19 protein-coding genes are annotated in these 20,437 nt (G+C 71.0%); 6 read left to right on the top strand and 13 right to left on the bottom strand.

The window, feature by feature from the left end; all coding sequences use genetic code 11:
• Window positions 1–4 precede the first annotated feature (4 nt).
• Complete coding sequence (locus AB0I22_RS17665) at window positions 5–835, bottom strand: alpha/beta hydrolase (RefSeq protein ID WP_363131688.1); 831 nt, start codon at window positions 833–835, stop codon at window positions 5–7.
• 69 nt (window positions 836–904) lie between these two features.
• On the opposite strand from AB0I22_RS17665, the gene AB0I22_RS17660 reads away from it, so the two are divergent.
• On the top strand, window positions 905–1,378 hold the full coding sequence (locus AB0I22_RS17660; protein WP_363131687.1) for a MarR family winged helix-turn-helix transcriptional regulator: 474 nt from the start codon (window positions 905–907) through the stop codon (window positions 1,376–1,378).
• A 116-nt stretch (window positions 1,379–1,494) separates the two neighbouring features.
• On the opposite strand, the gene AB0I22_RS17655 is transcribed toward AB0I22_RS17660, so the two are convergent.
• Window positions 1,495–1,971, bottom strand: coding sequence for a hypothetical protein (locus tag AB0I22_RS17655; protein ID WP_363131686.1), 477 nt, complete (start codon window positions 1,969–1,971; stop codon window positions 1,495–1,497).
• 328 nt (window positions 1,972–2,299) lie between these two features.
• Here AB0I22_RS17655 and AB0I22_RS17650 point away from each other — a divergent pair, with 328 nt between their 5' ends.
• Entirely contained in the window at window positions 2,300–3,175 is an 876-nt protein-coding gene (locus tag AB0I22_RS17650; RefSeq protein ID WP_363131685.1) for a helix-turn-helix domain-containing protein, read from the top strand.
• 96 nt (window positions 3,176–3,271) lie between these two features.
• On the opposite strand, the gene AB0I22_RS17645 is transcribed toward AB0I22_RS17650, so the two are convergent.
• The 4 genes from AB0I22_RS17645 to AB0I22_RS17630 form a co-directional block, all read right to left on the bottom strand.
• Window positions 3,272–4,261 carry a malate dehydrogenase gene (locus tag AB0I22_RS17645; protein ID WP_363131684.1) on the bottom strand — a complete coding sequence of 330 codons (990 nt, stop codon included), beginning with the start codon at window positions 4,259–4,261 and terminating at the stop codon, window positions 3,272–3,274.
• Between the two features lie 375 nt (window positions 4,262–4,636).
• The gene (locus tag AB0I22_RS17640) at window positions 4,637–5,938 is read right to left on the bottom strand and encodes a DUF2690 domain-containing protein (protein WP_363131683.1); all 1,302 of its coding nucleotides are present in this window, start codon (window positions 5,936–5,938) and stop codon (window positions 4,637–4,639) included.
• A gap of 247 nt (window positions 5,939–6,185) precedes the next feature.
• On the bottom strand, window positions 6,186–7,313 hold the full coding sequence (locus AB0I22_RS17635; RefSeq protein ID WP_363131682.1) for a helix-turn-helix domain-containing protein: 1,128 nt from the start codon (window positions 7,311–7,313) through the stop codon (window positions 6,186–6,188).
• Entirely contained in the window at window positions 7,310–8,089 is a 780-nt protein-coding gene (locus AB0I22_RS17630; protein ID WP_363131681.1) for a peptidoglycan-binding protein, read from the bottom strand. The genes AB0I22_RS17635 and AB0I22_RS17630 overlap by 4 nt, the downstream gene beginning before the upstream one ends.
• Window positions 8,090–8,434: 345 nt before the next feature.
• On the opposite strand from AB0I22_RS17630, the gene AB0I22_RS17625 reads away from it, so the two are divergent.
• Entirely contained in the window at window positions 8,435–8,830 is a 396-nt protein-coding gene (locus AB0I22_RS17625; RefSeq protein ID WP_363131680.1) for a hypothetical protein, read from the top strand.
• 80 nt (window positions 8,831–8,910) lie between these two features.
• Here the strand turns inward: AB0I22_RS17625 and AB0I22_RS17620 are convergent, their stop codons facing one another.
• The 3 genes from AB0I22_RS17620 to AB0I22_RS17610 all read right to left on the bottom strand — a co-directional run bounded on the left by AB0I22_RS17620 (window position 8,911) and on the right by AB0I22_RS17610 (window position 12,391).
• Complete coding sequence (locus AB0I22_RS17620; protein ID WP_363131679.1) at window positions 8,911–10,128, bottom strand: NADP-dependent isocitrate dehydrogenase; 1,218 nt, start codon at window positions 10,126–10,128, stop codon at window positions 8,911–8,913.
• 200 nt (window positions 10,129–10,328) lie between these two features.
• A complete protein-coding gene (locus AB0I22_RS17615) occupies window positions 10,329–11,324 on the bottom strand; it encodes a DUF3017 domain-containing protein (RefSeq protein WP_363131678.1) in 996 nt (331 codons plus the stop codon).
• 179 nt (window positions 11,325–11,503) lie between these two features.
• A complete protein-coding gene (locus tag AB0I22_RS17610; RefSeq protein ID WP_363131677.1) occupies window positions 11,504–12,391 on the bottom strand; it encodes a bifunctional methylenetetrahydrofolate dehydrogenase/methenyltetrahydrofolate cyclohydrolase in 888 nt (295 codons plus the stop codon).
• 156 nt (window positions 12,392–12,547) lie between these two features.
• Here AB0I22_RS17610 and AB0I22_RS17605 point away from each other — a divergent pair, with 156 nt between their 5' ends.
• Together AB0I22_RS17605 and AB0I22_RS17600 are read left to right on the top strand one after the other, a co-directional pair.
• Window positions 12,548–13,270: an FHA domain-containing protein gene (locus AB0I22_RS17605; RefSeq protein ID WP_363131676.1), complete on the top strand. Its 723-nt coding sequence runs from the start codon at window positions 12,548–12,550 to the stop codon at window positions 13,268–13,270.
• Entirely contained in the window at window positions 13,267–14,847 is a 1,581-nt protein-coding gene (locus AB0I22_RS17600) for a protein kinase (RefSeq protein WP_363131675.1), read from the top strand. The genes AB0I22_RS17605 and AB0I22_RS17600 overlap by 4 nt, the downstream gene beginning before the upstream one ends.
• 306 nt (window positions 14,848–15,153) lie before the next feature.
• On the opposite strand, the gene AB0I22_RS17595 is transcribed toward AB0I22_RS17600, so the two are convergent.
• Together AB0I22_RS17595 and AB0I22_RS17590 are read right to left on the bottom strand one after the other, a co-directional pair.
• Window positions 15,154–15,915: a glucose 1-dehydrogenase gene (locus AB0I22_RS17595; RefSeq protein ID WP_363131674.1), complete on the bottom strand. Its 762-nt coding sequence runs from the start codon at window positions 15,913–15,915 to the stop codon at window positions 15,154–15,156.
• A gap of 28 nt (window positions 15,916–15,943) precedes the next feature.
• Complete coding sequence (locus AB0I22_RS17590) at window positions 15,944–16,723, bottom strand: SDR family oxidoreductase (protein WP_363131673.1); 780 nt, start codon at window positions 16,721–16,723, stop codon at window positions 15,944–15,946.
• Between the two features lie 193 nt (window positions 16,724–16,916).
• Here AB0I22_RS17590 and AB0I22_RS17585 point away from each other — a divergent pair, with 193 nt between their 5' ends.
• The gene (locus tag AB0I22_RS17585; RefSeq protein WP_363131672.1) at window positions 16,917–17,762 is read left to right on the top strand and encodes a helix-turn-helix transcriptional regulator; all 846 of its coding nucleotides are present in this window, start codon (window positions 16,917–16,919) and stop codon (window positions 17,760–17,762) included.
• Between the two features lie 428 nt (window positions 17,763–18,190).
• Here the strand turns inward: AB0I22_RS17585 and purH are convergent, their stop codons facing one another.
• Window positions 18,191–19,750, bottom strand: coding sequence for a bifunctional phosphoribosylaminoimidazolecarboxamide formyltransferase/IMP cyclohydrolase (gene purH, locus AB0I22_RS17580; protein ID WP_363131671.1), 1,560 nt, complete (start codon window positions 19,748–19,750; stop codon window positions 18,191–18,193).
• Window positions 19,747–20,370, bottom strand: a complete 624-nt coding sequence (gene purN / locus AB0I22_RS17575) for a phosphoribosylglycinamide formyltransferase (protein ID WP_363131670.1) — start codon at window positions 20,368–20,370, stop codon at window positions 19,747–19,749. Before purN ends, purH begins: the two co-directional genes overlap by 4 nt.
• Window positions 20,371–20,437: the final 67 nt, after the last annotated feature.

Here is a 20,437-nt window from a genome sequence, read left to right as displayed (position 1 = left end):
GGCGTCACCCCCGCTCGGTGAAGAGGTTGCAGAGGAAGTCCCAGAGATACTCGTTGAAGAGGCCGGGCCGCTCCATGTTGGGGTAGTGGCCGACGCCTTCGACGGTGGCCGTACGGCCGTCGGCGACGCCGGAGACGAGGCGTTCGGCCATACCGACGCAGTCGTCGGAATCGAGGCCGCCGTTGATGGCCAGCACCGGGATCGCGATCTTCGTGGCGCGCGCCCAGGTGTCGGTGACGGGCGTGGGGAGCACGGGCACGGAGCCGACGTGCTTGGCCACCGTACGCTCGGCCATCTCCCGTATGCGCCGCAGCACTTCGCCGTCGACGTCGTCGAGGGAGCGGTGCGGCCCGGTGGTGTAGCGGACGAACGCGTCGACCCATCCGGCGGCGTCGCCCGAGGCCATCGTGCGGGCCAACTCGGCCTGGATGCCGGCGACCCAGGGGTCCTTGAACTCGGCCTCGCTGGTCCCGACCCCGCTGACGACCAGCGCGCGCACCAGCTCGGGGTGTTCCAGCACGGTGTCGACGGCGATGCCGCCGCCCATCGACAGGCCGACGAGGACGGCGGGTTCGGTGCCCAGGTGGCGCAGCAGGGCGGCGAGGTCGTCGGTCTGCCGGTAGGGGCCGCTCGCGTTGGCGGACAGACCGTGGCCCCGGGCGTCGGGCACGATCACCCGGTATACGGGCGAGAGGACCGCGACCTGCTCGTCCCACATGCGGTGGTCCAGGAACCCCCCGTGCAGCAGCACCAGCGGCCGGCCGGAGCCGATGTCGCGGTAGGCGAGGCGGCCGTCTCCGGACTCGAAGAAGTACACGTCAGAAGCCTGAGTCATGACAACCAAGGTGTCACTTTCGGGTTGGGTTGGCAACCGAGGTGTCATAGTGGATGTCATCCTGGTGAGGTGAACGACACCGATACACCGCTCGCGCCCGACACCCTGGGCCCCCGCCTCATGGAGGTATTCACCCTGGTCGGCCCCCTCTACCGCCGCGTACAGCGGAAGGTGGAGCAGGCCGCGCCGATCGAGGGCCTGTCCGTCGGCGTACGCGCCGTACTGGACCTGCTGCGCGAACACGGCCCCATGACCGTCCCCCAGATGGGCCGAGCCCAGGCGCTGAGCCGCCAGTTCGTCCAGCGCATGGTCAACGACGCGACCGCACAGCACCTGGTCGAACCCACCCCCAACCCGGCACACCGCCGCTCCCCGCTCTTCAGCCTCACGGGAAAGGGCGAGGCCGTCATCACGGCCGTGACGACGCGCGAACACGAACTGCTGCGCCGGGTCGGCGGCGACCTCACGGACGCCGATGTCGCCACGTGTGTAAGGGTGTTGACGCGGATGCTGGAACTCTTCGAGGACGTGGACGTCAACTGAAGAGTTCCCCTGCCGCCCACGTCAACGGCCGCCCGGGTCGCGGAGCGATCCCTGCGTGGATATCCAACGCCCGTTAGATCATCGGCGATAACCCATAGGCCCGAATGGGCAGTCGCTCAAAGCGCTTCGGCCGAGTCGAGGTGCCGCTGAAGGGTCTCGGCGATCTCCTCCACCGAGCCGGACAGCGGCAGTCGCCACGACGCCTCCTCGCCACCGTCCATAGCGGCCTCGCTGGAGAACTCGATCAGCTCGGGCGACGGAATGAAGGAGTCCCGCAGCCACGCGGCGAGGACGGCCGCTTCGCGGGCGGAGGCGAGGAGGGCCATCACCGTCCCCATCCCTTCGAAAGGCGTCGTGGCCAGCCCATCCAGCCAGACCCCCTCGCCGACCTCCACCTCGAACGACAGGGCGTCCGCACCGCGCGGCCCCAGGCCGTGCTCCAGGTCGGTGGACGAGCCCGGAAATCCCCGCTCGATGCGCTCCGCGAGATCATCGAGCCTCAGGTTCCAGGCCAGGGCATCGTTCACCGGCGGGGAGAAGAGGAACGTGGTCCTACGGGGGTTGTCGCCGTTCATCGCCGCTGCTGTCCTCACGGAACGTATCTGGCCGGATCGCGGTTGCCGCGACCCGGTGGATCGCGTCGCGGTGGCCCGCGATCCCCTTTTTAGGATTGGGGAAAGCACCTGACCGATCTCGCAACTCCCGTTGTCACACCATCGGGTGACGAGGTGGCAGACACGCGATCGGGCGGGGTACGGTCGCGCCGAGCAGCACCACGCACACGTCAGCACATACGTCGGCCCCCGGCGGGATGGCAGTCCCAATCCGAGGGCCTAATCACCAGGAAGCAAGACCTTCCCAATGACCTCACGGCAGTTTAGCGCGCGCCGTTCTCCGCGCACCCGTCGCCCGCTCGCCGGTGTGACGCACATCCGGCACCGCCACGAGTCGCAGTTCACCGTGGTCGGCAACCATCTCGCCCAGCACCCCACGCTGTCCGCCGTCGCGATCGGGGTGGCCGTACGGATCCAGTCGCTGCCGGACGGGGCGAAGGTCGGCGTCAAGGTCCTGGCGGCGCAGTTCCCGGAGGGCGAGGGGCGCATCGCGCGGGCCCTTCAGGAGTTGGAGGAGGCCGGGTACCTCGCCCGTAAGAAAGAGCGGGCCGTGGGACAGCGGATCGTGACCCGTACGACCTACTTCGAGCACCCGACGGCCGCCAGGGCCGCCAGGGCCGCGAAAGCGCGACCGGTACCGGCTCCGGAACCGGTCCCCGTCCCGGCCCCGGTCCCGGAAGCTCCGCGAGAAGTCCCGCTCCCCGGCCCGCCCGGGAGCGCGCCCGTGAACTCGCCCGTGAGCCCGCCCGTGGTGCTGACGAAGAAGCCCGTACCGCCCGCACCGACCGCCGCCCCCGCCATCTCCCCTCGCCTCCGCCGCGCCGCCACCGCCATCCTCGCCGGGCTGCGCGCCAAAGACGCCCGGCTGGTGCTGTCCGAACGCGACATCGCGTTCCTCGTGCCCGGCGTCGCGCGGTGGCTCGACCGGGGCGTGCCGCCCGAGCAGGTGTTCTGCACGCTCTCCGGCTCCCTCCCGCCCGGCGTGATCACCTGGCCGTCGAAGGTGCTGCACTACCGCCTCACGCAATGGCTGCCCCCGGTGCTGCCGCCCAGCTCGCCCGCCGACGCCCCGCCGCCCACGGCGAGCCGCCACCCCGCGCCCCTCCAGAACTGCAACGGCTGTGACCGGGCCTTCCGTTCGCCCTCGCCCGGCCGCTGCCGCGACTGCCGCGGGGGCATCTAGCGGGCGCGGGCGGGGTGGCGTACGTACGCAAATGGGCCCCGCCCCCGCAGGAATCACCTGCCGGAACGGAGCCCATCCAACTGGCTCAGGCGCTGATCAGATGAGGCCGAGACCCTTCACGGCCTCGCGCTCCTCGACCAGTTCGGCGACCGTGGCGTCGATGCGCTGACGCGAGAAGTCGTTGATCTCCAGGCCCTGGACGATCTCGTACTTGCCGTCCTTCGTGGTGACGGGGAAGGAGGAGATGATGCCCTCCGGCACGCCGTACGAGCCGTCGGACGGGATGCCCATCGAGGTCCAGTCGCCGGCGGCGGTGCCGTTGACCCAGGTGTGGACGTGGTCGATGGCGGCGTTGGCGGCGGAGGCCGCGGAGGACGCGCCGCGCGCCTCGATGATGGCCGCGCCGCGCTTGGCCACGGTCGGGATGAACGTGTCGGCCAGCCAGGCCTCGTCGTTGACGGTCTCGGCGGCGTTCTTGCCCGCGACCTCGGCGTGGAAGATGTCCGGGTACTGCGTGGCGGAGTGGTTGCCCCAGATCGTCAGCTTCTTGACGTCGGCGACCGTGACGCCGGTCTTCTTCGCGAGCTGCGTGACGGCGCGGTTGTGGTCGAGGCGCGTCATGGCGGTGAAGCGCTCGATCGGCACGTCCGGCGCGGCGGCCTGGGCGATGCGGGCGTTGGTGTTGGCCGGGTTGCCGACGACGAGGACCTTGATGTCGTCGGCGGCGTGGTCGTTGATGGCCTTGCCCTGCGGCTTGAAGATGCCGCCGTTGGCCTCCAGCAGGTCGCCGCGCTCCATGCCCTTGGTGCGGGGGCGGGCGCCTACGAGCAGTGCGACGTTCGCGCCGTCGAACGCGACGTTCGGGTCGTCGGAGATGTCGATGCCCTGAAGCAGCGGGAAGGCACAGTCGTCGAGCTCCATGGCGGTGCCCTCGGCGGCCTTGAGCCCCTGCGGGATCTCCAGCAGGCGCAGCTTGACCGGCACATCCGCGCCGAGCAGGTGGCCCGAGGCGATGCGGAAGAGCAGGGCGTAGCCGATCTGGCCGGCCGCGCCGGTGACGGTGACGTTGACGGGAGTGCGGGTCATGGCGATCTCCTGCGCAGTGTTTGCCGGGGGCGGGCCCCCAGACCCCCAAGGCGGCGGTGGGCGTCCCTGCCCTTTTTTATCCGAGATCTCTCGTTGTCAAGAGACCCTGCGTCAGGCTATCGGACCGCCCCGGGCGCGGTGCGCCGCCCCTGTGTGTGACTGCTCACCGCTCCGTGCGTGACCGCCGCCCGCGCAGGCGGGCGGGCGCAGGCGGGCGGACCCGGCACGGATGCGATGCATCCGGACGCAGCACCGGGCGGGTACCCGCTCTAGGAGGGGGAGCGCGGGTACCCGCCCGGTGTGCGCCACACCCGTGGGGGGTTGAAGTTCACTTGCCCGCCCTCGCGACGGGCATGCTATGGCTTTGCCCAGCCTTTACCCAACCGGGGAACCCGCAGGTGAGGGCGGTGCCGCGGTCGCCGGTGTGCACCCCTTCTCCCCCGTGGCGAGGGTCGCGCACGCCTTGATCCGGAGCGGCGCGCTCGCGGCGACCATGGGCGTATAGGCGTCGGCGTCCCGCTCGACCTTGCCGTTCTCGGTACGTGCTTTCCCCGCGGTCCCGGCCGCCGCCGCGACCTGCACCGTGTCCCCCGGTACCGCCTGCGTGATGCGGGCCCAGTACGCGCCGCACACCTTGCTGTAGCGGACCTCGACGTAGGTGGAGCCGATCGTCGCGGAGGCGGACGTGGTGGCGGACGCGCCGCCGCACCCCATGGCCTCCGGATCCTTCCCGGTGCAGTCCTGGCCGACGCACTTCACCCCGGCGGGCAGTTTCGGCTTCGCGCTCGCGCTCGGCGAGGCGGATTCGGCGGATTTCGCACCGTCCCCGCTGTCGCCGCCCACACCGATCAGGAGCACGGCGGCGGCGATGACGAGCAGCGTGCCGACCAGACCGGCGAGGAACATCGTGACCCGGCGGCGGCGCCGCTGCGCGTCGGAGGCGGCGGGAGACGGGCCGCCGCCGCGGGGACCGGACGGCGGGACTCCGGCGCCGGACGGCGAGGCTTTCGCGCCGGACGGCTGGCCGGGAGGGCTGCTCGAGTCGTCCGAGTGGCCGGGGCGGGGAGTGCCCGAGCGGGGCGTGTATCCCGAGTGGGCGGAGGGAGCGGAGTGGGCTGAATAGCTGGTGCGGTCGGTACGGTCATTGCGGTCGGTGCGATCGCTCTTGTCCGTGGAGCCTGAGTGGCCGGGTGTCGAGGTAGGCGGCTTCGGACGCGAGGGCGGCGGTACGGCCGCGCTCCCTAAGTCCCCCTCCCCCGGGCCGGATATCCCGCCCGACCCGGGCGACGGCGTCTGCCGCCTCCCCCCGTTCTTGGCCGGTTTCGGAGGCGGCGGGCCGAACTCCCCCAGCGCGGCGCGGGCCTGGGCGACCCGCATCGCCTCCATCGTCACGTCGTGCCGCATCTCCGACCGGGACCAGGCCCGTTCCGCCAGCTCCCACATCGTCCCCAGATGGACGGCGCTGGTTCCGGTCGCCTCGGCCAGCGCCTCGGCGGCTCCGCGGGGCGGCAGCAGCCGCCCGTTCAGATAGCGTTCCCAGGACGTCTTGCTGTAGCCCGTACGGTCCGCGATGGCGGACAGGCTGAGCCCGCTCCGCTCGACCAGCCTGCGCAACTGGTTCGCGAACTCCCGTAATTGTGGATCGAGTTCCTCCGGTAGCGCTTTCCAGCGAGGCATTGCCTCCCCCTGTCCCCCCGAACGGACTGCGGTCGTCCCCCATGGTTATCCGGCACGGCACCTCGCCGCCCCCCTTGCGGCCCCTCTACGACCCTTCTTCGGCCCCTCTACGGCCAGTACCGGCTACCCATGGGGATGCCTCAAGTCAGCATGTCAGTTCCTGAGTTGAGGGCGCATGGGTGCAACCGGGGTACGAGCGCGCCCCTCGCGCACGCCCCCTCGACTTCCAGCCGCTACGGAACCGTCCTCACCGGCCGAAACACTCCTTCGCCCCACCCCCCGCAGACTCCAGGCAGAGCCGCAGCTCGGACGGCGCATCGGTGGCGACCATGGGAGTGGACAGATAATCCAATGAGTCCAACTCGTCGCGTACCACGGCGCGCTGAGTGCTCTCCTCCGCCCGCCCCGACGCGAGACGCCCGGACGGGCTCCCCGAACGTCCTGCGGGCCGGTTCACCAAGGAGATCGAGAGCCGGTCCCCGACCCGTGACTTCGAGATCTTGGCCCACCCCGCGCCGCACACCTTGCTATAGCGAATCTCCACGCGCTGGCCGTTCTCGGCCCGCCAGGAGCCGATCGTGCCGGGATCAAGACACGCCATCGTCTCCGGATTCCGGCCGGTGCACTCCGCACCGCGGCACCTCGCCTCCGTATCCGGATCGGGAAAGGCGTTCGAGTACGGGGCCGTGCTCGCGGACGACGCCTTGCCGCTCGCCCCGCTCGCCCCCTCCTGCGATGTCGGCCACGCGGCGACGGCCGCGAAGCCGAGCACACCGCAGGCGGCCACCCCCAGGAGGAGACGCGCGTTCCGGCGGCGACGGCCCGAGGCAGACGGTGGCGGCTGCGTGACCGGGGCCCCCATGGACGGGGACTGCGAGCCGGGGGCTGTCTGCGCGGCCCGGCCCACCGGCTCCGCGCGCGCGGCACGGCCGCTCCACTCCAGTTCCGCCAGCTCCCACAAGGCGACCGTCCGCCCCAGGGGCTCGCCCGCCAGCCGGCACAGCGCCTCCACTGCCTGCCGGGGCGGGAGCTTCTTGCCGTTGAGGTAGCGCTCCCACGAAGAACGGCTGTACGCCGTCTTCGCCGCGAGCCCGGCCAGACTCAGGCCCGTACGCGCCTTGAGCCGCCGCAATGATTCCGCGAGCCGCGCGCATTCGGGGGCGGCGGCAGGGGCCCCGCCCGTAGATCCGCCGGCGTCCGTGCGTACGCCGGGGCCCGTACCCGTACGACCGCCGGGGGCGATACCCGTGCCTCCGCCGGAGCCGACACCTGTACGCGCGTCCGGACCCGGTAAACCAGGCCCCGATCCCGAACCCGGCCCTGGTCCCGATCCCGATCCCGATCCGGTCCCGGTCCCCCGCTCCGGGCCGGTCATCGGCGCAGCACCGGCCAGGTGTCCGGGCCGACCTTGCCGTCGGCCACGACGTCGCCCTTCTTCTGGGCGCGCTTGACGGACCGTTCCGTCATATTGCCGAACCTGCCGTCGACCGCGCCGAGTTCATAACCGGCGTGCTTCAGCAGGCACTGCGCCTCGGCGACCTCCGGCCCGACCATGCCCAGCTGGATGATGGCGACGCTGGTCCGGCTGTTGCCCGCGTACAGCCGGCCGTTCTCACGCTTCACCTTGCAGTCGTAGTGCGGGGCGGCCTCGGTGGCGGCCGGGCCGGTCGAGGCGGCGCTGCCGCTCGCGTGCGAACTTCCCCCGTCCGACCAGGGTTCGGTGACGGCGACCACCACGGCGAGCACGGCCACGAGGGCGCCTCCGGCGCCGATCAGCACCCCGGCCCGGCGGCGACGGCGCGGCGGGGGATCGGCCACGGGCGAATCAGCGGCCGAATCCGGTGCTTCGCCGGGAACCACGTCGGAGGCCGCGGGCGCGTCCGGCTTTCCCCATGCCTCCTCCGCCAGTTCATGCAGGACCAGTAACCGCGTCGGATCGGTCTCCGCTATCCGCGCCAGCTCCACCACCGCCTGCCGCGGCGGAAGCTTCTTCCCGTTGAGGTAGCGCTCCCACGACGAGCTGCTGTACGCCGTACGCGCCGCGAGCGCCTCCAGGCTCAGCCCGCTGTGATCCTTCAATCTCCGCATCTGTACGACGAGTTGCCGAACCCGCTGGTCGAGCGGTTCCGGCAGCTTCTTCCAACGCGACATGTCCACCCCATCCGCGTCCTGTTGTCCCCCGAGGCATTGCGGCCTCCCTGGAGCCATCATGGGCCGATCCCCGGCGCCGGTTCCCGGTCATTCACGAAGTTCGTCGACATCTTCACGGGCCCGTACCGCGTCCCGCTCCCGCCGCCCCGGGCCGGCCGCCCTCCCAGCACCTCCCACGATCTCCCGCATCCCAGCAGGTCGGAGCGGGGCTCGTCCCAGGGTCTCCCCAACTGCCCGATCTTTCTGGCGGCCACGGCAGGCCCGCCAGCAACCTGTGGTGCAGCACCAACGGGCGGCGCGGTCCACCCCGCGCCGCCCGCCATCCACTGGGAAGGACTGAGGACTGTGAACGCACACAAGCGCATCGGTCTCGCCACGAGCACCGCACTCCTGGGCGCCGGCCTGGCGCTCGCACCGGCGGCGGGAGCCTTCGCGGCTCCGGCGAGTTCGGCCACCACCTCCGTGGCCCAGACCTGCAAGAAGCACAGCATCACCGTCCCCTCCGACCGGGGCGCCGTCGCATACAACGAGTGCCACCGCACGTACAAGGGCAAGAAGCAGGCCAGCACCCAGATCTGGGTGTACGACAAGAAGTCCGACGGCAAGTGCGTCTACGGCAAGGTGAAGATCGCCAAGTGGAGCCACACCTACAAGGCGTGCCCCAAGAACCACAACGTCAACGGGGCCCGTTCCGGGTGGCACAACGGGGTTGACGCCCAAGTGACCATGTCGATCCGCTGATCCGCCGCACATTCACGGTGATCCGTCCTCTCACGGGGGAGAGGGCGGGTCACCGTCACGTCTGCGTACCGGACGGGGCGTCAGTTCGACATCGCAGCACGGAGGTTGTCCTCCACCGCCCCCAGAAACTCCTCCGTCGTCAGCCAAGGCGCGTCCGCCGAGATGAGCCGCGCCAAGTCCTTCGTCATCCGTCCGCTCTCCACGGTCTCGACGCAGACCCGCTCCAGGGTCTCCGCGAACCGCGTGACCTCCGGGGTGCCGTCCAGCCGGCCCCGGTGGGCGAGGCCGCGGGTCCAGGCGAAGATGGAGGCCAGCGGGTTGGTCGAGGTCTCTTTGCCCTGCTGGTGCTGCCGGTAGTGGCGGGTGACCGTGCCGTGTGCGGCCTCGGTCTCCACGGTCCGGCCGTCGGGCGATATGAGGATCGAGGTCATCAGGCCGGGCGAGCCGAAGCCCTGGGCGACGATGTCGGACTGGACGTCGCCGTCGTAGTTCTTGCAGGCCCAGACGTAGCCGCCGGACCACTTGAGCGCCGAGGCGACCATGTCGTCGATGAGCCGGTGCTCGTACGTCAGGCCCTTCGCATCGAAATCGGCCTTGAACTCGGCGTCGAAGACCTCCTGGAAGAGGTCCTTGAAGCGGCCGTCGTACTTCTTCAACACCGTGTTCTTCGTCGACAGGTACACCGGGTACGTACGGGCCAGCCCGTACCGGAACGAGGCGCGCGCGAAGTCGCGGATCGACTCGTCGTGGTTGTACATGGACAGCGCCACTCCGGCGCCCGGGAACTCGTGGACCTCCAGCTCGACGGGTTCCGCGCCGCCCTTCGGGGTGAAGGTCATGGTGAGCGTGCCCGGCCCCGGCACCTTCATCTCGGTCGCCCGGTACTGGTCTCCGAAGGCGTGGCGGCCGACGATGATCGGGTCGGTCCAGCCGGGGATGAGACGCGGCACGTTGGCCATGATGATCGGCTCGCGGAAGGCGACGCCGCCGAGGATGTTGCGGATGGTGCCGTTCGGCGAGCGGAGCATCGTCTTGAGGCCGAACTCCTCCACGCGCCCCTCGTCCGGCGTGATCGTGGCGCACTTGACGCCGACGCCGTACTTCTTGATCGCGTTGGCGGCGTCCACGGTGACCTGGTCGTCCGTGGCGTCGCGGTGTTCGAGGCCCAGGTCGAAGTACTTCAAGTCGACATCGAGGTACGGAAGGATCAACTTGTCCTTGATGGAGGACCAGATGACACGGGTCATCTCGTCGCCGTCGAGCTCGACGACGGGGTTGACTGCCTTGATCTTGGCCATGAGGTAAAGCGCCCCTCTCGCGCGAAATCGGAGCCTCCCCTCCGCATGCGGGCAGGAGAGGACGGCGACATGCCTCACCGATGTATCTCGACATCAAGATAGCTGAATTTCTCTCGACATCAAGATATTCGGCTGCGAGATCGACAAGGGCTGCGAGAGAGCCGTGAGAGCCGGCCGGGTGCCAGGGCGGCCCGGCCGCGCTACTTCACCGTGAAGTGGAGCAAATCCTCCAAGAACGGGATCTTCAGCCACGGATGCGGCTGCGCCATCATCGACAGCAGCACGATGGCGACGCCGAGCGCTCCGTAGATCACCATGTCCGTGAAGCGCGACCGTACGGCCAGCATGCCGACGGACGGCAGCGCCCAGCGCAGTGCCGCGCCCGCGATCAGTGCCAGCCCGATGATGATCGTCCCCGCCCGGAAGGCGTCGAACGCGACGATCAGGAGCCCGAGGCCGGTGCCGCCGAGCACGGAGAGCAACGGCCACTGCCGCGCCGGGGCCGGAGCGTCCCCGGCGGCGGCACGCCCACCGCCCTCGGGGCGCGCGATGTCCCGCGTCAGGGAGGGGAAGCGCCGCGATACGCGCGATACGCGCGATACGCGCGACGAACCCTGCCTGGGCTCCACGGCCTGCTCGGCCTCGGCGCCCTGCCCCTCGGCCTCGGTGCCTTGCTCGGCTTCAGCGCCCTGCTCGGCCTCAGCGCCTTGCTCGGCCTCAGCGCCCTGCTCGGCCTCAGCGCCTTGCTCGGCCTCAGCGCCTTGCTCGGCCTCGCTCGAAGCCTCGCCCGCCGGGGCGTCGGCCGTGGTGTCAGCCGCGGTGTCGGCTGTGGCGTCGGCCGGAACGTCGGCCGCGCCCGACTTCGAAGCCTGATCCGAATCCGGGTCTGAATCCGGGCCCGAAGCCCGCTCCGAATCCGGCTCCGAACCCTCGCCCGCCGCACTCCCCGAGTCCTTACGACCCTTCGAGCCCTCCGAGCCCTCCGGAGTCTTCGAACCCTTCGAGCCCTTCGAGCCCTCCGGAGCCTTCAGGCTCTTCGAGCTGCCCGACGCCTTCGAACCCTCCGAGCCCGTCAGCCCCTTCTCCCCCTCCAGCCCCCCGCCCGGAGTCTCCCCCGGGCCCTCGCCCGTAGCCTCCTCCGAGACCGCGCCCGAAGGCTTTCCCGAAGCCTCCCCCGAGTGGGTCTCAGCGCCCATGACCAGTCGTCCTCTCGCAAGCGGTACCGCCGACCGCCGCCGCGGTCCGGGTTTCGGTGAACGTGATGAACACAGCCCCAGGTCGTACGGGAGCGGGCGCCCCGGCACCGCCACGGGCGTGACCCCGGGCACAGGCGCGGGCGCCCGCAGACGCAGACATGGGTGACAGCCCTGCCCGCTCAGCCAGCGGCGGCGGCGCCGGCGTCGGCGTCAGCGGCGAGGGCGAGTTCGGCGGCCTCCACCACATTGACCAGCAGTTGCGCACGCGTCATCGGGCCGACGCCGCCCGGGTTCGGGGAGAGCCAGCCCGCGACCTCGGCCACGCCCGGGTGCACGTCCCCGACGATCTTGCCGTTCTCGTCCCGGCTGACGCCCACGTCGAGGACGGCCGCGCCCGGCTTCACGTCCTCGGGCTTGATGATGTGCGGCACGCCGGCGGCGGCCACGATGATGTCGGCCTGGCGCAGCTGCGCGGACAGGTCGCGGGTGCCGGTGTGACACTGCGTGACCGTGGCGTTCTCGGACTTGCGCGTCAGCAGCAGCGGGATGGAGCGGCCGACGGTGATGCCGCGGCCGACCACGACCACGTGCGCGCCGTTGATCTCCACGCCGTGGTGGCGGAGCAGCTGGATGATGCCGTACGGGGTGCAGGGCAGCGGGGCGCGCTCGTTCAGTACGAGGCGGCCGAGGCTCACGGGGTGCAGCCCGTCGGCGTCCTTGGCCGGGTCCATCAGCTCCAGGACGCGGTTGGTGTCGATGCCCTTGGGGAGCGGCAGTTGGACGATGTACCCCGTGCACTCAGGGTTGTCGTTGAGCTCCCGTACGACCGCCTCGATCTCCTCCTGCGTGGCGGTGTCGGGCAGCTCGCGCTGGATGGAGCCGATGCCGACCTGGGCACAGTCGCGGTGCTTGCCGGCGACGTACCACTTGCTGCCCGGGTCGTCGCCGACGAGGAGAGTGCCCAGGCCGGGCGTGCTGCCCTTGGCCTTCAGCGCCTCCACGCGGACGGCGAGTTCGGACTTGATCGCGGCTGCGGTGGCCTTGCCATCGAGAATCTGGGCGGTCATGGGCCCATCCTCGCGGATGGGGCGGCCCTCGTTCCAATCAGGTCCCCGGCCGCGCCGGTGGTTGTCGTAGTAGTTGCCTCTCCGTTGCGGAGCGCTACATTCCGTACGTAGCCTGAACGCGGTCGATTCTGGTCGGTCCTGGGGGAGGAACAGCAAGTGTTCAGCGTCATCGTGGTACCCGCCGACTGCCGTGGTCCGGACGGGCAGTTCCGCCTGCAACCCGGCCAGAGCCTGCGCTTCGGCCGTACGGGGCCGGGCCTCGTCATCGAACACCCCGGAGTCTCACGCTCCGCGGGACAGATCACCGCCACCGCGACATTCTGGACGCTGACCAACCTCAGCCGTCACCAGACGTACGTGGTGGAGAACCCCGAAGGCGCGGGCGAGCACATCAAGATCGCGCCCGGCCGGGTCGACGCGCCCGTACCGTTCGAGTTCTCGCGCCTGGTCATACCGGCGGGCGACGAGCTCCTGGGCTTCGACGTCTGGGCGCCGCGCCACGACTATCTCGACGACCACGAGGCCGACGCCGGGGAGCCGACCGCGCTCTCCTTCCCGCTCGACCGCTCCAAGCGCTACTTCCTGGTCCTCGCTGCGCTCTGCGAACCGCGCCTGCGCGGCGAACCGCACGCGCCGCTGCCCACCGTCGAACAGGTCATAGACCGGCTGCGCCCGATCTGGCCGGCCATCAGCCGTACCTCCGTGCAGTGGAACATCGACTACCTCGCCGTGAAGCTGCGGCTCAAACCACCTCCCGAAGTCGCCCTGTCCGGCGCGAGGTTGAACGGCAAGAAGGAATCTCTCGTCTCTCTCGCGCTACGCTTCGACCTCGTACGGGAAGACGAACTCGACGTCATCGACAAGGGGCCGCAGCAGTGACTGAAGAGGGGCCGCGGCCCTTCACCGTCCAAGTGAGCCGCGGCTACCGGGTCGGCCGCTGGGAGGTGCGCGAACCGCTCGCCACAGGCGCGTTCGGCAGCGTGTACGAGGCCCGGCGCGTCGGCCCGCCCGAAACGGGCGACCCCGAGGACCTGCCCGAGCGCGCGGCGCTCAAATTCCTCCCGACGGGCACCCGCACGCCCCGCCAGCTCCGCCACCTCAAGGACCTCGCCCACCGCGAGCTGACCCTGCACCGCAAGCTGCGCCGCCCGCGCCTGATCCGCATGTACGAGGCCGTGACGATCGACGACCCGGGCGACTCGGCGCTCGACGGCGCCACCGTGCTCGTACTCGAACGCGCCGAGGGCTCCCTCGACCAACTCGTCGAACGCTCCGCGCCCGGCCCCGTCCCCGGCGCCCCGGCCCTCCTCGCCCAGATCTGCGAAGGGCTGACGCAGCTCCACCACGCGGGCTGGGTGCACGGCGACCTCAAACCCGCGAACGTGCTGCTGATGCCCGACGGCAGCGTCCGGCTCGGCGACTTCAACCTCGCCGCCGAGATGGAGGGCACCCACGCCTACTCCCCCGCCTTCTCCACGCCCGACTACACGCCGCCCGAGCTGCTGTGGTCCGAGGTCGGCGAGCGCGGCCAGCTCATCCGCCCCACCGCCGACATCTGGGCCTTCGGCACCGTCGCCCACCTGCTGCTCACCGGCGCCCTCCCGCTCCCCGGCGCCGGCCGCGCCGCCCGCCGCGACACGTTGCTGCGGTACGCGCGCGGCGACGAGGAGCTGCGCCTCTCCCCCGAACTCCCCGCCGCCTGGCGTGAGATCATCGCCGACTGCCTGGCCCGTACGCACGAGGAGCGCGCCGAACACAGCGGTACGGCCCTGCTGCGGCGCGTGGAGGCGGCGGCCGGCGCGGAACCCGCGCCGCGCCTGCCGCGGCTGCGGCCGCGCCGCAAGCCCGGCCGTATCCTCAGCGCCGTCGTCGCGGCGGCCGCCGTCGCCTCGATCGGCTACGGCATCACCCTCATCGACACCGGACCGTCGTCCGGCGGGAAAGACAGCAAGCCCGTCACGCCCGCCTCGTACGGGGCGAGCGAACTCCGCACGGACAAGGGCGTCCCCGCCGAGTACCGCAAGCTGATCGTGGACTCCGCACATGACTGCTCCGAATCCGCCGTCACCCCGGCCCTGATCGCCGCGCTCCTCAAGGTCGAGAGCGACTTCGACCCGAACCTCTCCGACCCCGCGAAGGACGAGTACGGGATCGCCCGCTGGACCCCGCGCGTACTGCGCTACTACCTGCCGGACGCCCAGCGCCCCAAGACGGGCAACCCTCGGCCGCCGTTCCCGCCGGCCGTCTCGATCCCCGCGGTCGGCCGCTACCTCTGCTACATCTCGCCGCAGCTGTGGTCCACCCTTCCCGGCGACCGCCGAGTGCTCGTCGCCGCCGCCTATCTCTCGTCGTTCTCGAAGGTGAACAACGCTGGCGGCGTCCCGCCCAAGCAGCGACCCGTAACGGACCGGATCGCGCACTACTTGAAGGAGTACACCCCCACGGCCCGTTCGTGACCCTGAGAAGTATGAGGTTCCCGCCTTCGCCACCCTGAGAGTTGCGAGGTATGCGGAGACGGGACGAGGGGCCAAAGTAGAGCCATCGCCTGCTGAACGGGGGAAGCAGGCGAGCAAGGCGGACGCCCCCAGGCCATAACGGGGGAGCCTGGGGCCGTCCGGCCGGCAGAACAGAAGAACGGTGGCGGGAGAGCGCGACAGCACGACGCTGCGATGCCGCGATGCTGCGAACACAAGCGAGGCCGGTGCCCACGTGGATGGGGGCACCGGCCTTCCGCATGAGTACGAGCGCCCTGTGGTCAGCGCTCAGTGGGCGGTGAGCCCGCCGTCGATCACGAGCTCGGAACCGGTGACGAACGACGACTCGTCGCCGGCGAGGAACAGCACGGCCGAGGCGACCTCCTCGGCGCGGCCCGCGCGGCGCATAGGAGTGCGCACGATGTCCGGCTGCCGGTCGCCCTGCTCGTCCAGGAGCTCCTGGATCATGGGCGTGGCGATGACACCGGGGTGGATGGAGTTGACCCGCACGCCCTGACGCGCGTACTCGACGGCGGCGGTCTTGCTCAGCAGCCGCACGGCGCCCTTGGACGCCTGGTAGGCGGCGGCCGCCCCGCTGCCCACGATCCCCAGTACGGACGACGTGTTGATCACCGAGGCGTTGCCGCCGGCGCGGAGCAGCGGCATGGCGGCCCGCATCCCGAGCCAGGTCCCTTTCTGGTTGACGTCGATGACCCGGTCCCACGCCTCTTCCCGGGTGTCCTCGATGCCCGGCCAGTCCACGATGCCCGCGAGGTTGACGAGAACGTGCAGCGCGCCGAACCGCTCGCGTACGGCGCTGATCACCTGCTCCCACTCGCGGGCGGAGGAGACGTCCAGCACCGCGGTCATCGCCTCCGCGCCGGTCTCCTCGATCCGCCGGGCCAGCGCGCCGAGGGGCTCCTCGGCCACGTCGGCGAGGACCAGGCGCGCGCCTTCGCGGGCGAACAGCTCGGCGGTCGCCGCGCCGATTCCGCCTGTCGCGCCGGTGATCAGCGCGACCTTGCCGTCGAGTCGTCGTCCAGTGGTCATGGTGGGGCTCTCTCTTTCTCGATTCGGTTCAGGCCGCGGTGAGGCCGCCGTCGGCGGCGACGACCGCGCCGGTCATGAAGCTGGAGCGCGCCGAGGCGAGAAACCCGATGATCTCGGCGATCTCCGCCGGCTGCGCGACCCGGCCCAGCGGATGCGCGGCGGCGAAGGAACGCAGGTAGGCGCGGCTGTCGTCGCGGAAGTTGTCGAGCATGTCGGTCTCGATCACGCCCGGCGCCACGACGTTGGCCCGGATGCCGTGCGGGCCGCCCTCCAGGGCGATGACCTTCGTCAGCTGGGCCAGGGCACCCTTCGACGCGGTGTAGGCCGAGCCCTCGGGCAGCCCGACCGTGCAGGTGTAGGAGCCGACGTTGACGATCGACCCGCCGCGTCCGTACTCGCGCATGGCGCGGAACGCCTCTCGCGCGTGGAGGAACGCGCCGCGGGCGTTGATGGCCATCAGCTCGTCCCAGTCCTCCGCGGTGGTCTCGACGAACGGACTGTTCAGCGTCCGCCCCGCGTTGTTGACCAGGATGTCCAGCCGGCCGAAGCGCTGGCGGGCCAGTTCCACCGCCCGTAGCGCCGTCTCCTCCCGGGAGACGTCGCCGACCAAGGCGGCCACGCCGTCGAACTCCGCGGTCAGGTCCTCCACCTCGGGCCGGATGTCCTCGGCCAGCACCCGCACCCCGCGGGCGTGCAGCCACGCCACAGCGGCCCGGCCGACGCCGCGCGCGGCGCCGGTCACCACCGCCACCGTGTCCCGCAAGCCGTCGCCATCCGGCGTGATGTGCCGTCCCGTGTCTGTCGTCATCGCTGCTCTCCCTTTCCCTCCCCAGGGGTCCGCTGAGGTCGGCGGGCGGACGGCGGGGCAGCGCCTCGGCGGCGGTGCGTGCCGTCCCCCTCCGGCCGAGTCTGGACACGCCGCAGGCCGCCTACCAGGACGTACGTTGCCTGGGTGCCGCGCACCCAGGCAGCCCTGCGCCGACGAGACCTAACCTGGGGACATGTCTGAGAACGCCCTGGGAGACTTCCTGCGCGCCCGACGCTCCGGCCTGCGGCCCGAGGACGTCGGTATGGCGAGCTACGGCGTACGAAGGGTCGCCGGACTGCGGCGCGAGGAGGTCGCGGTACTGGCCGGAGTGAACGCCGACTACTACACCCGCCTCGAACAGGGCCGCGAGCGCCACCCCTCCGCCCAGGTCCTCGACGCCCTCGGCCGCGCCCTGCACCTCGACGCCGACGCCCTCGCGCACGCCTACCGCCTGGCCGGCACCGCACCGGCCGACCGGCCGGCACCACGGCGGGACGCGGTCAGCCCGTCACTGCGGCAGCTCATGGACGGCTACCCCAACACCCCTGCGTTCGTCATCAACGGCACCCTGGACATCCTGGCGCGCAACGCCCTGGCCGACGCGCTGTACTCGCCTTTCGACCCCGCCGACAACCTCGCCCGGATGACCTTCCTCGACCCGGCCGGCCGCCACTTCTTCGTCCGCTGGGAATGGAGTGCGCAAGCCGTCGTGGCCAACCTGCGCCAAACGGCCGGCCTGGACCCCGACAACCCCCGGCTGCGCGAACTCGTCGAGACACTGACCGACCAGAGCCCCGAATTCGCCGCCCTGTGGCAGGCCCACACCGTGCGCGGCAAAACCCGCGAGGCCAAGCAGCTCGACCACCCCGACGTCGGCCCGCTCACCCTCACCTACCAGGCCTTCGACGTCCGCGACGCCCCCGGCCAACAACTCGTCATCTACCACGCCGAACCAGCCAGCCCCAGCGCCCAGGCCCTCTCCCTACTCGCCCCCCTCAACGCCACCCGCCGACAACCCACTCGCCCCCAACACCCGTAGCCCCAGCCCGGCCCGGCCCACTAATTCAGCCCGTCCGGCGCTTGAGGACACCCGGACGAACCCCCGGCCCATCAAGCCCGTCCGCCACTTGACGACACCCCGACGAGTCCCGCCCCATCCAGCCCGTCCGGCGCTTGAGGACACCGGCACGGCCGGCCGATCCAGCCCGTCCGGCGTTTGAGGACGCCCGGACGAGCCCCCGGCCCATCAAGCCCGTCCGCCACTCGACGACACCCCGACGAGCCCCGCCCCATCAAGCCCGTCCGGCGCTTGAGGACACCGACACGACCGGCCGATCCAGCCCGTCCGGCGTTTGAGGGCAAAGCCCGCAGCCGGCGAGGGCCACCCACCCCAGCCCGTCCGGCGCTTGAGGACAAAAAGCCCGCCCGGCGTTTGAGGGCCAGGCGGGCCGCGTCGGCAAGCCGACGTCAGTGGAAGAAGTGCCGCGTACCGGTCAGATACATCGTCACGCCAGAAGCCTTGGCCGCGGAAATCACCGCGTCATCCCGCACCGACCCCCCCGGCTGCACCACTGCCTTCACACCCGCCTCAAGCAGCACCTCCAACCCATCCGGGAACGGGAAAAAGGCGTCAGAAGCGGCGTACGAACCGCGCGCCCGCTCCTCCCCCGCCCGCTGCACCGCCAGCTTCGCGGAGTCGACGCGGTTGACCTGCCCCATCCCGACACCCACCGTGGCCCCGCCCTGCGCCAGCAGAATGGCGTTGGACTTCACGGCGCGCGAGGCGCGCCACGCGAAGGCGAGTTCGGCGAGTTCGTCGGCGGACAGTGCCTCGCCCGCGGCGAGCGTCCAGTTGGCCGGGTCGTCGCCGTCGGCCTGGAGGACGTCCTTGACCTGCGCGAGCCCGCCGCCGTCGATCGGCTTGAACTCGGCCGGCGCCTGCGGCGCGTCGGCACAGCGCAGCACCCGGATGTTCTTCTTGCGGGCCAGCACCTCGACGGCGCCGTCCTCGTATGCGGGCGCGACGATGACCTCGGTGAAGATCTCCGCGACCTGCTCGGCCAGTTCGACCGAGACCGGCCGGTTGACGGCGATCACGCCGCCGAAGGCGGAGAGCGAGTCGCACGCGTGCGCCTTGCGGTGCGCCTCGGCGACGTCCGAACCGATCGCGATCCCGCAGGGGTTGGCGTGCTTGATGATCGCGACGCAGGGCTCGTCGTGGTCGTACGCGGCCCGGCGCGCGGCGTCGGTGTCCGTGTAGTTGTTGTAGGACATCTCCTTGCCGTGCAGTTGCTCGGCCTCGGCCAGGCCCCCGCGGCCGCCGGTGTAGAGGGCGGCGCCCTGGTGCGGGTTCTCGCCGTAGCGCAGGACGTTCTTGCGCTCGTACGTGACGCCGACGAAGTCGGGGAACGCCTCGCCGTCGCCCGCGTAGTCGGCCGCGAACCAGGAGGCGACGGCCACGTCGTACGCGGCGGTGTGCCGGAACGCCTCGGCGGCCAGCCGCTTGCGGGCGGCGAGGTCGAACCCGCCGTCGGCGACGGCCTTGAGGACGTCGTCGTAGCGGGCGGGGCTGACGACGACCGCGACGGAGGGGTGGTTCTTGGCGGCGGCGCGGACCATCGACGGGCCGCCGATGTCGATCTGTTCCACGCACTCGTCGGGGGACGCGCCGGACGCGACGGTCTCGCTGAACGGGTAGAGGTTGACGATCACCAGCTCGAAGGGGTCCACGCCGAGTTCGGCGAGCTGGGCGCGGTGGTCGTCGAGCCGCTGGTCGGCGAGGATGCCGGCGTGCACGCGGGGGTGCAGGGTCTTCACGCGCCCGTCGAGGCACTCGGGGAAGCCGGTCAGCTCCTCCACCTTGGTCACCGGCACGCCCGCGGCGGCGATCCGCCCGGCCGTGGAGCCGGTGGAGACGAGCTGGACGCCCGCTGCGTGCAGGCCCTGGGCCAGCTCCTCAAGACCCGTCTTGTCGTAGACGCTGATGAGAGCGCGGCGGATGGGCCGCTTCGTACCTTCGGCGGTCACGGGATCAGTACCTTTCTTCCCTCGATGCGATAGCCGTCGCGCGCGAGGCGCCCCACGACATCGACGAGCAGCGTTCGCTCGACTTCCTTGATCCGCTCGTGCAGGGCGGATTCGTCGTCCTCGTCCCGCACCTCGACCACGCCCTGGGCGATGATCGGGCCGGTGTCGACGCCGTCGTCGACGAAGTGGACTGTGCAGCCGGTCACCTTCGCGCCGTACGCGAGTGCGTCACGTACGCCATGAGTGCCCGGAAAACTGGGCAGCAAGGCGGGGTGCGTATTGATCAGGCGCCCCCCGAAGCGGGCCAGGAAATCCTTGCCCACGATCTTCATGAACCCGGCGGAGACCACCAGGTCCGGCTCGTACGCGGCCGTGGCCTCGGCCAGCGCGCGGTCCCACTCCTCGCGCCCGGCGTGGTCCTTGACCCGGCACACGAAGGTCGGCAGTCCGGTGCGTTCGGCGCGCTCCAGCCCCGCGATGCCGGTCCGGTCGGCGCCCACGGCCACGATCCGGGCCCCGTAGCCGTCCGGGTCGGCGGCGATGGCGTCGAGGAGGGCCTGCAGGTTCGTACCGGAGCCGGAGACGAGCGCGACGATGCGGGCGGGGGGTGGGGAGGCCACGGCGGGACCCTTTCTGGCGACAGACCCGGGCTCGCGGGCAGTGCGAGTTTGTATGGTCGTACGAGTG

The organism is Streptomyces sp. NPDC050610 (genome assembly GCF_040654875.1).
Taxonomy (GTDB): domain Bacteria; phylum Actinomycetota; class Actinomycetes; order Streptomycetales; family Streptomycetaceae; genus Streptomyces.
This window is presented reverse-complemented; position numbering and strand designations above follow the sequence as displayed.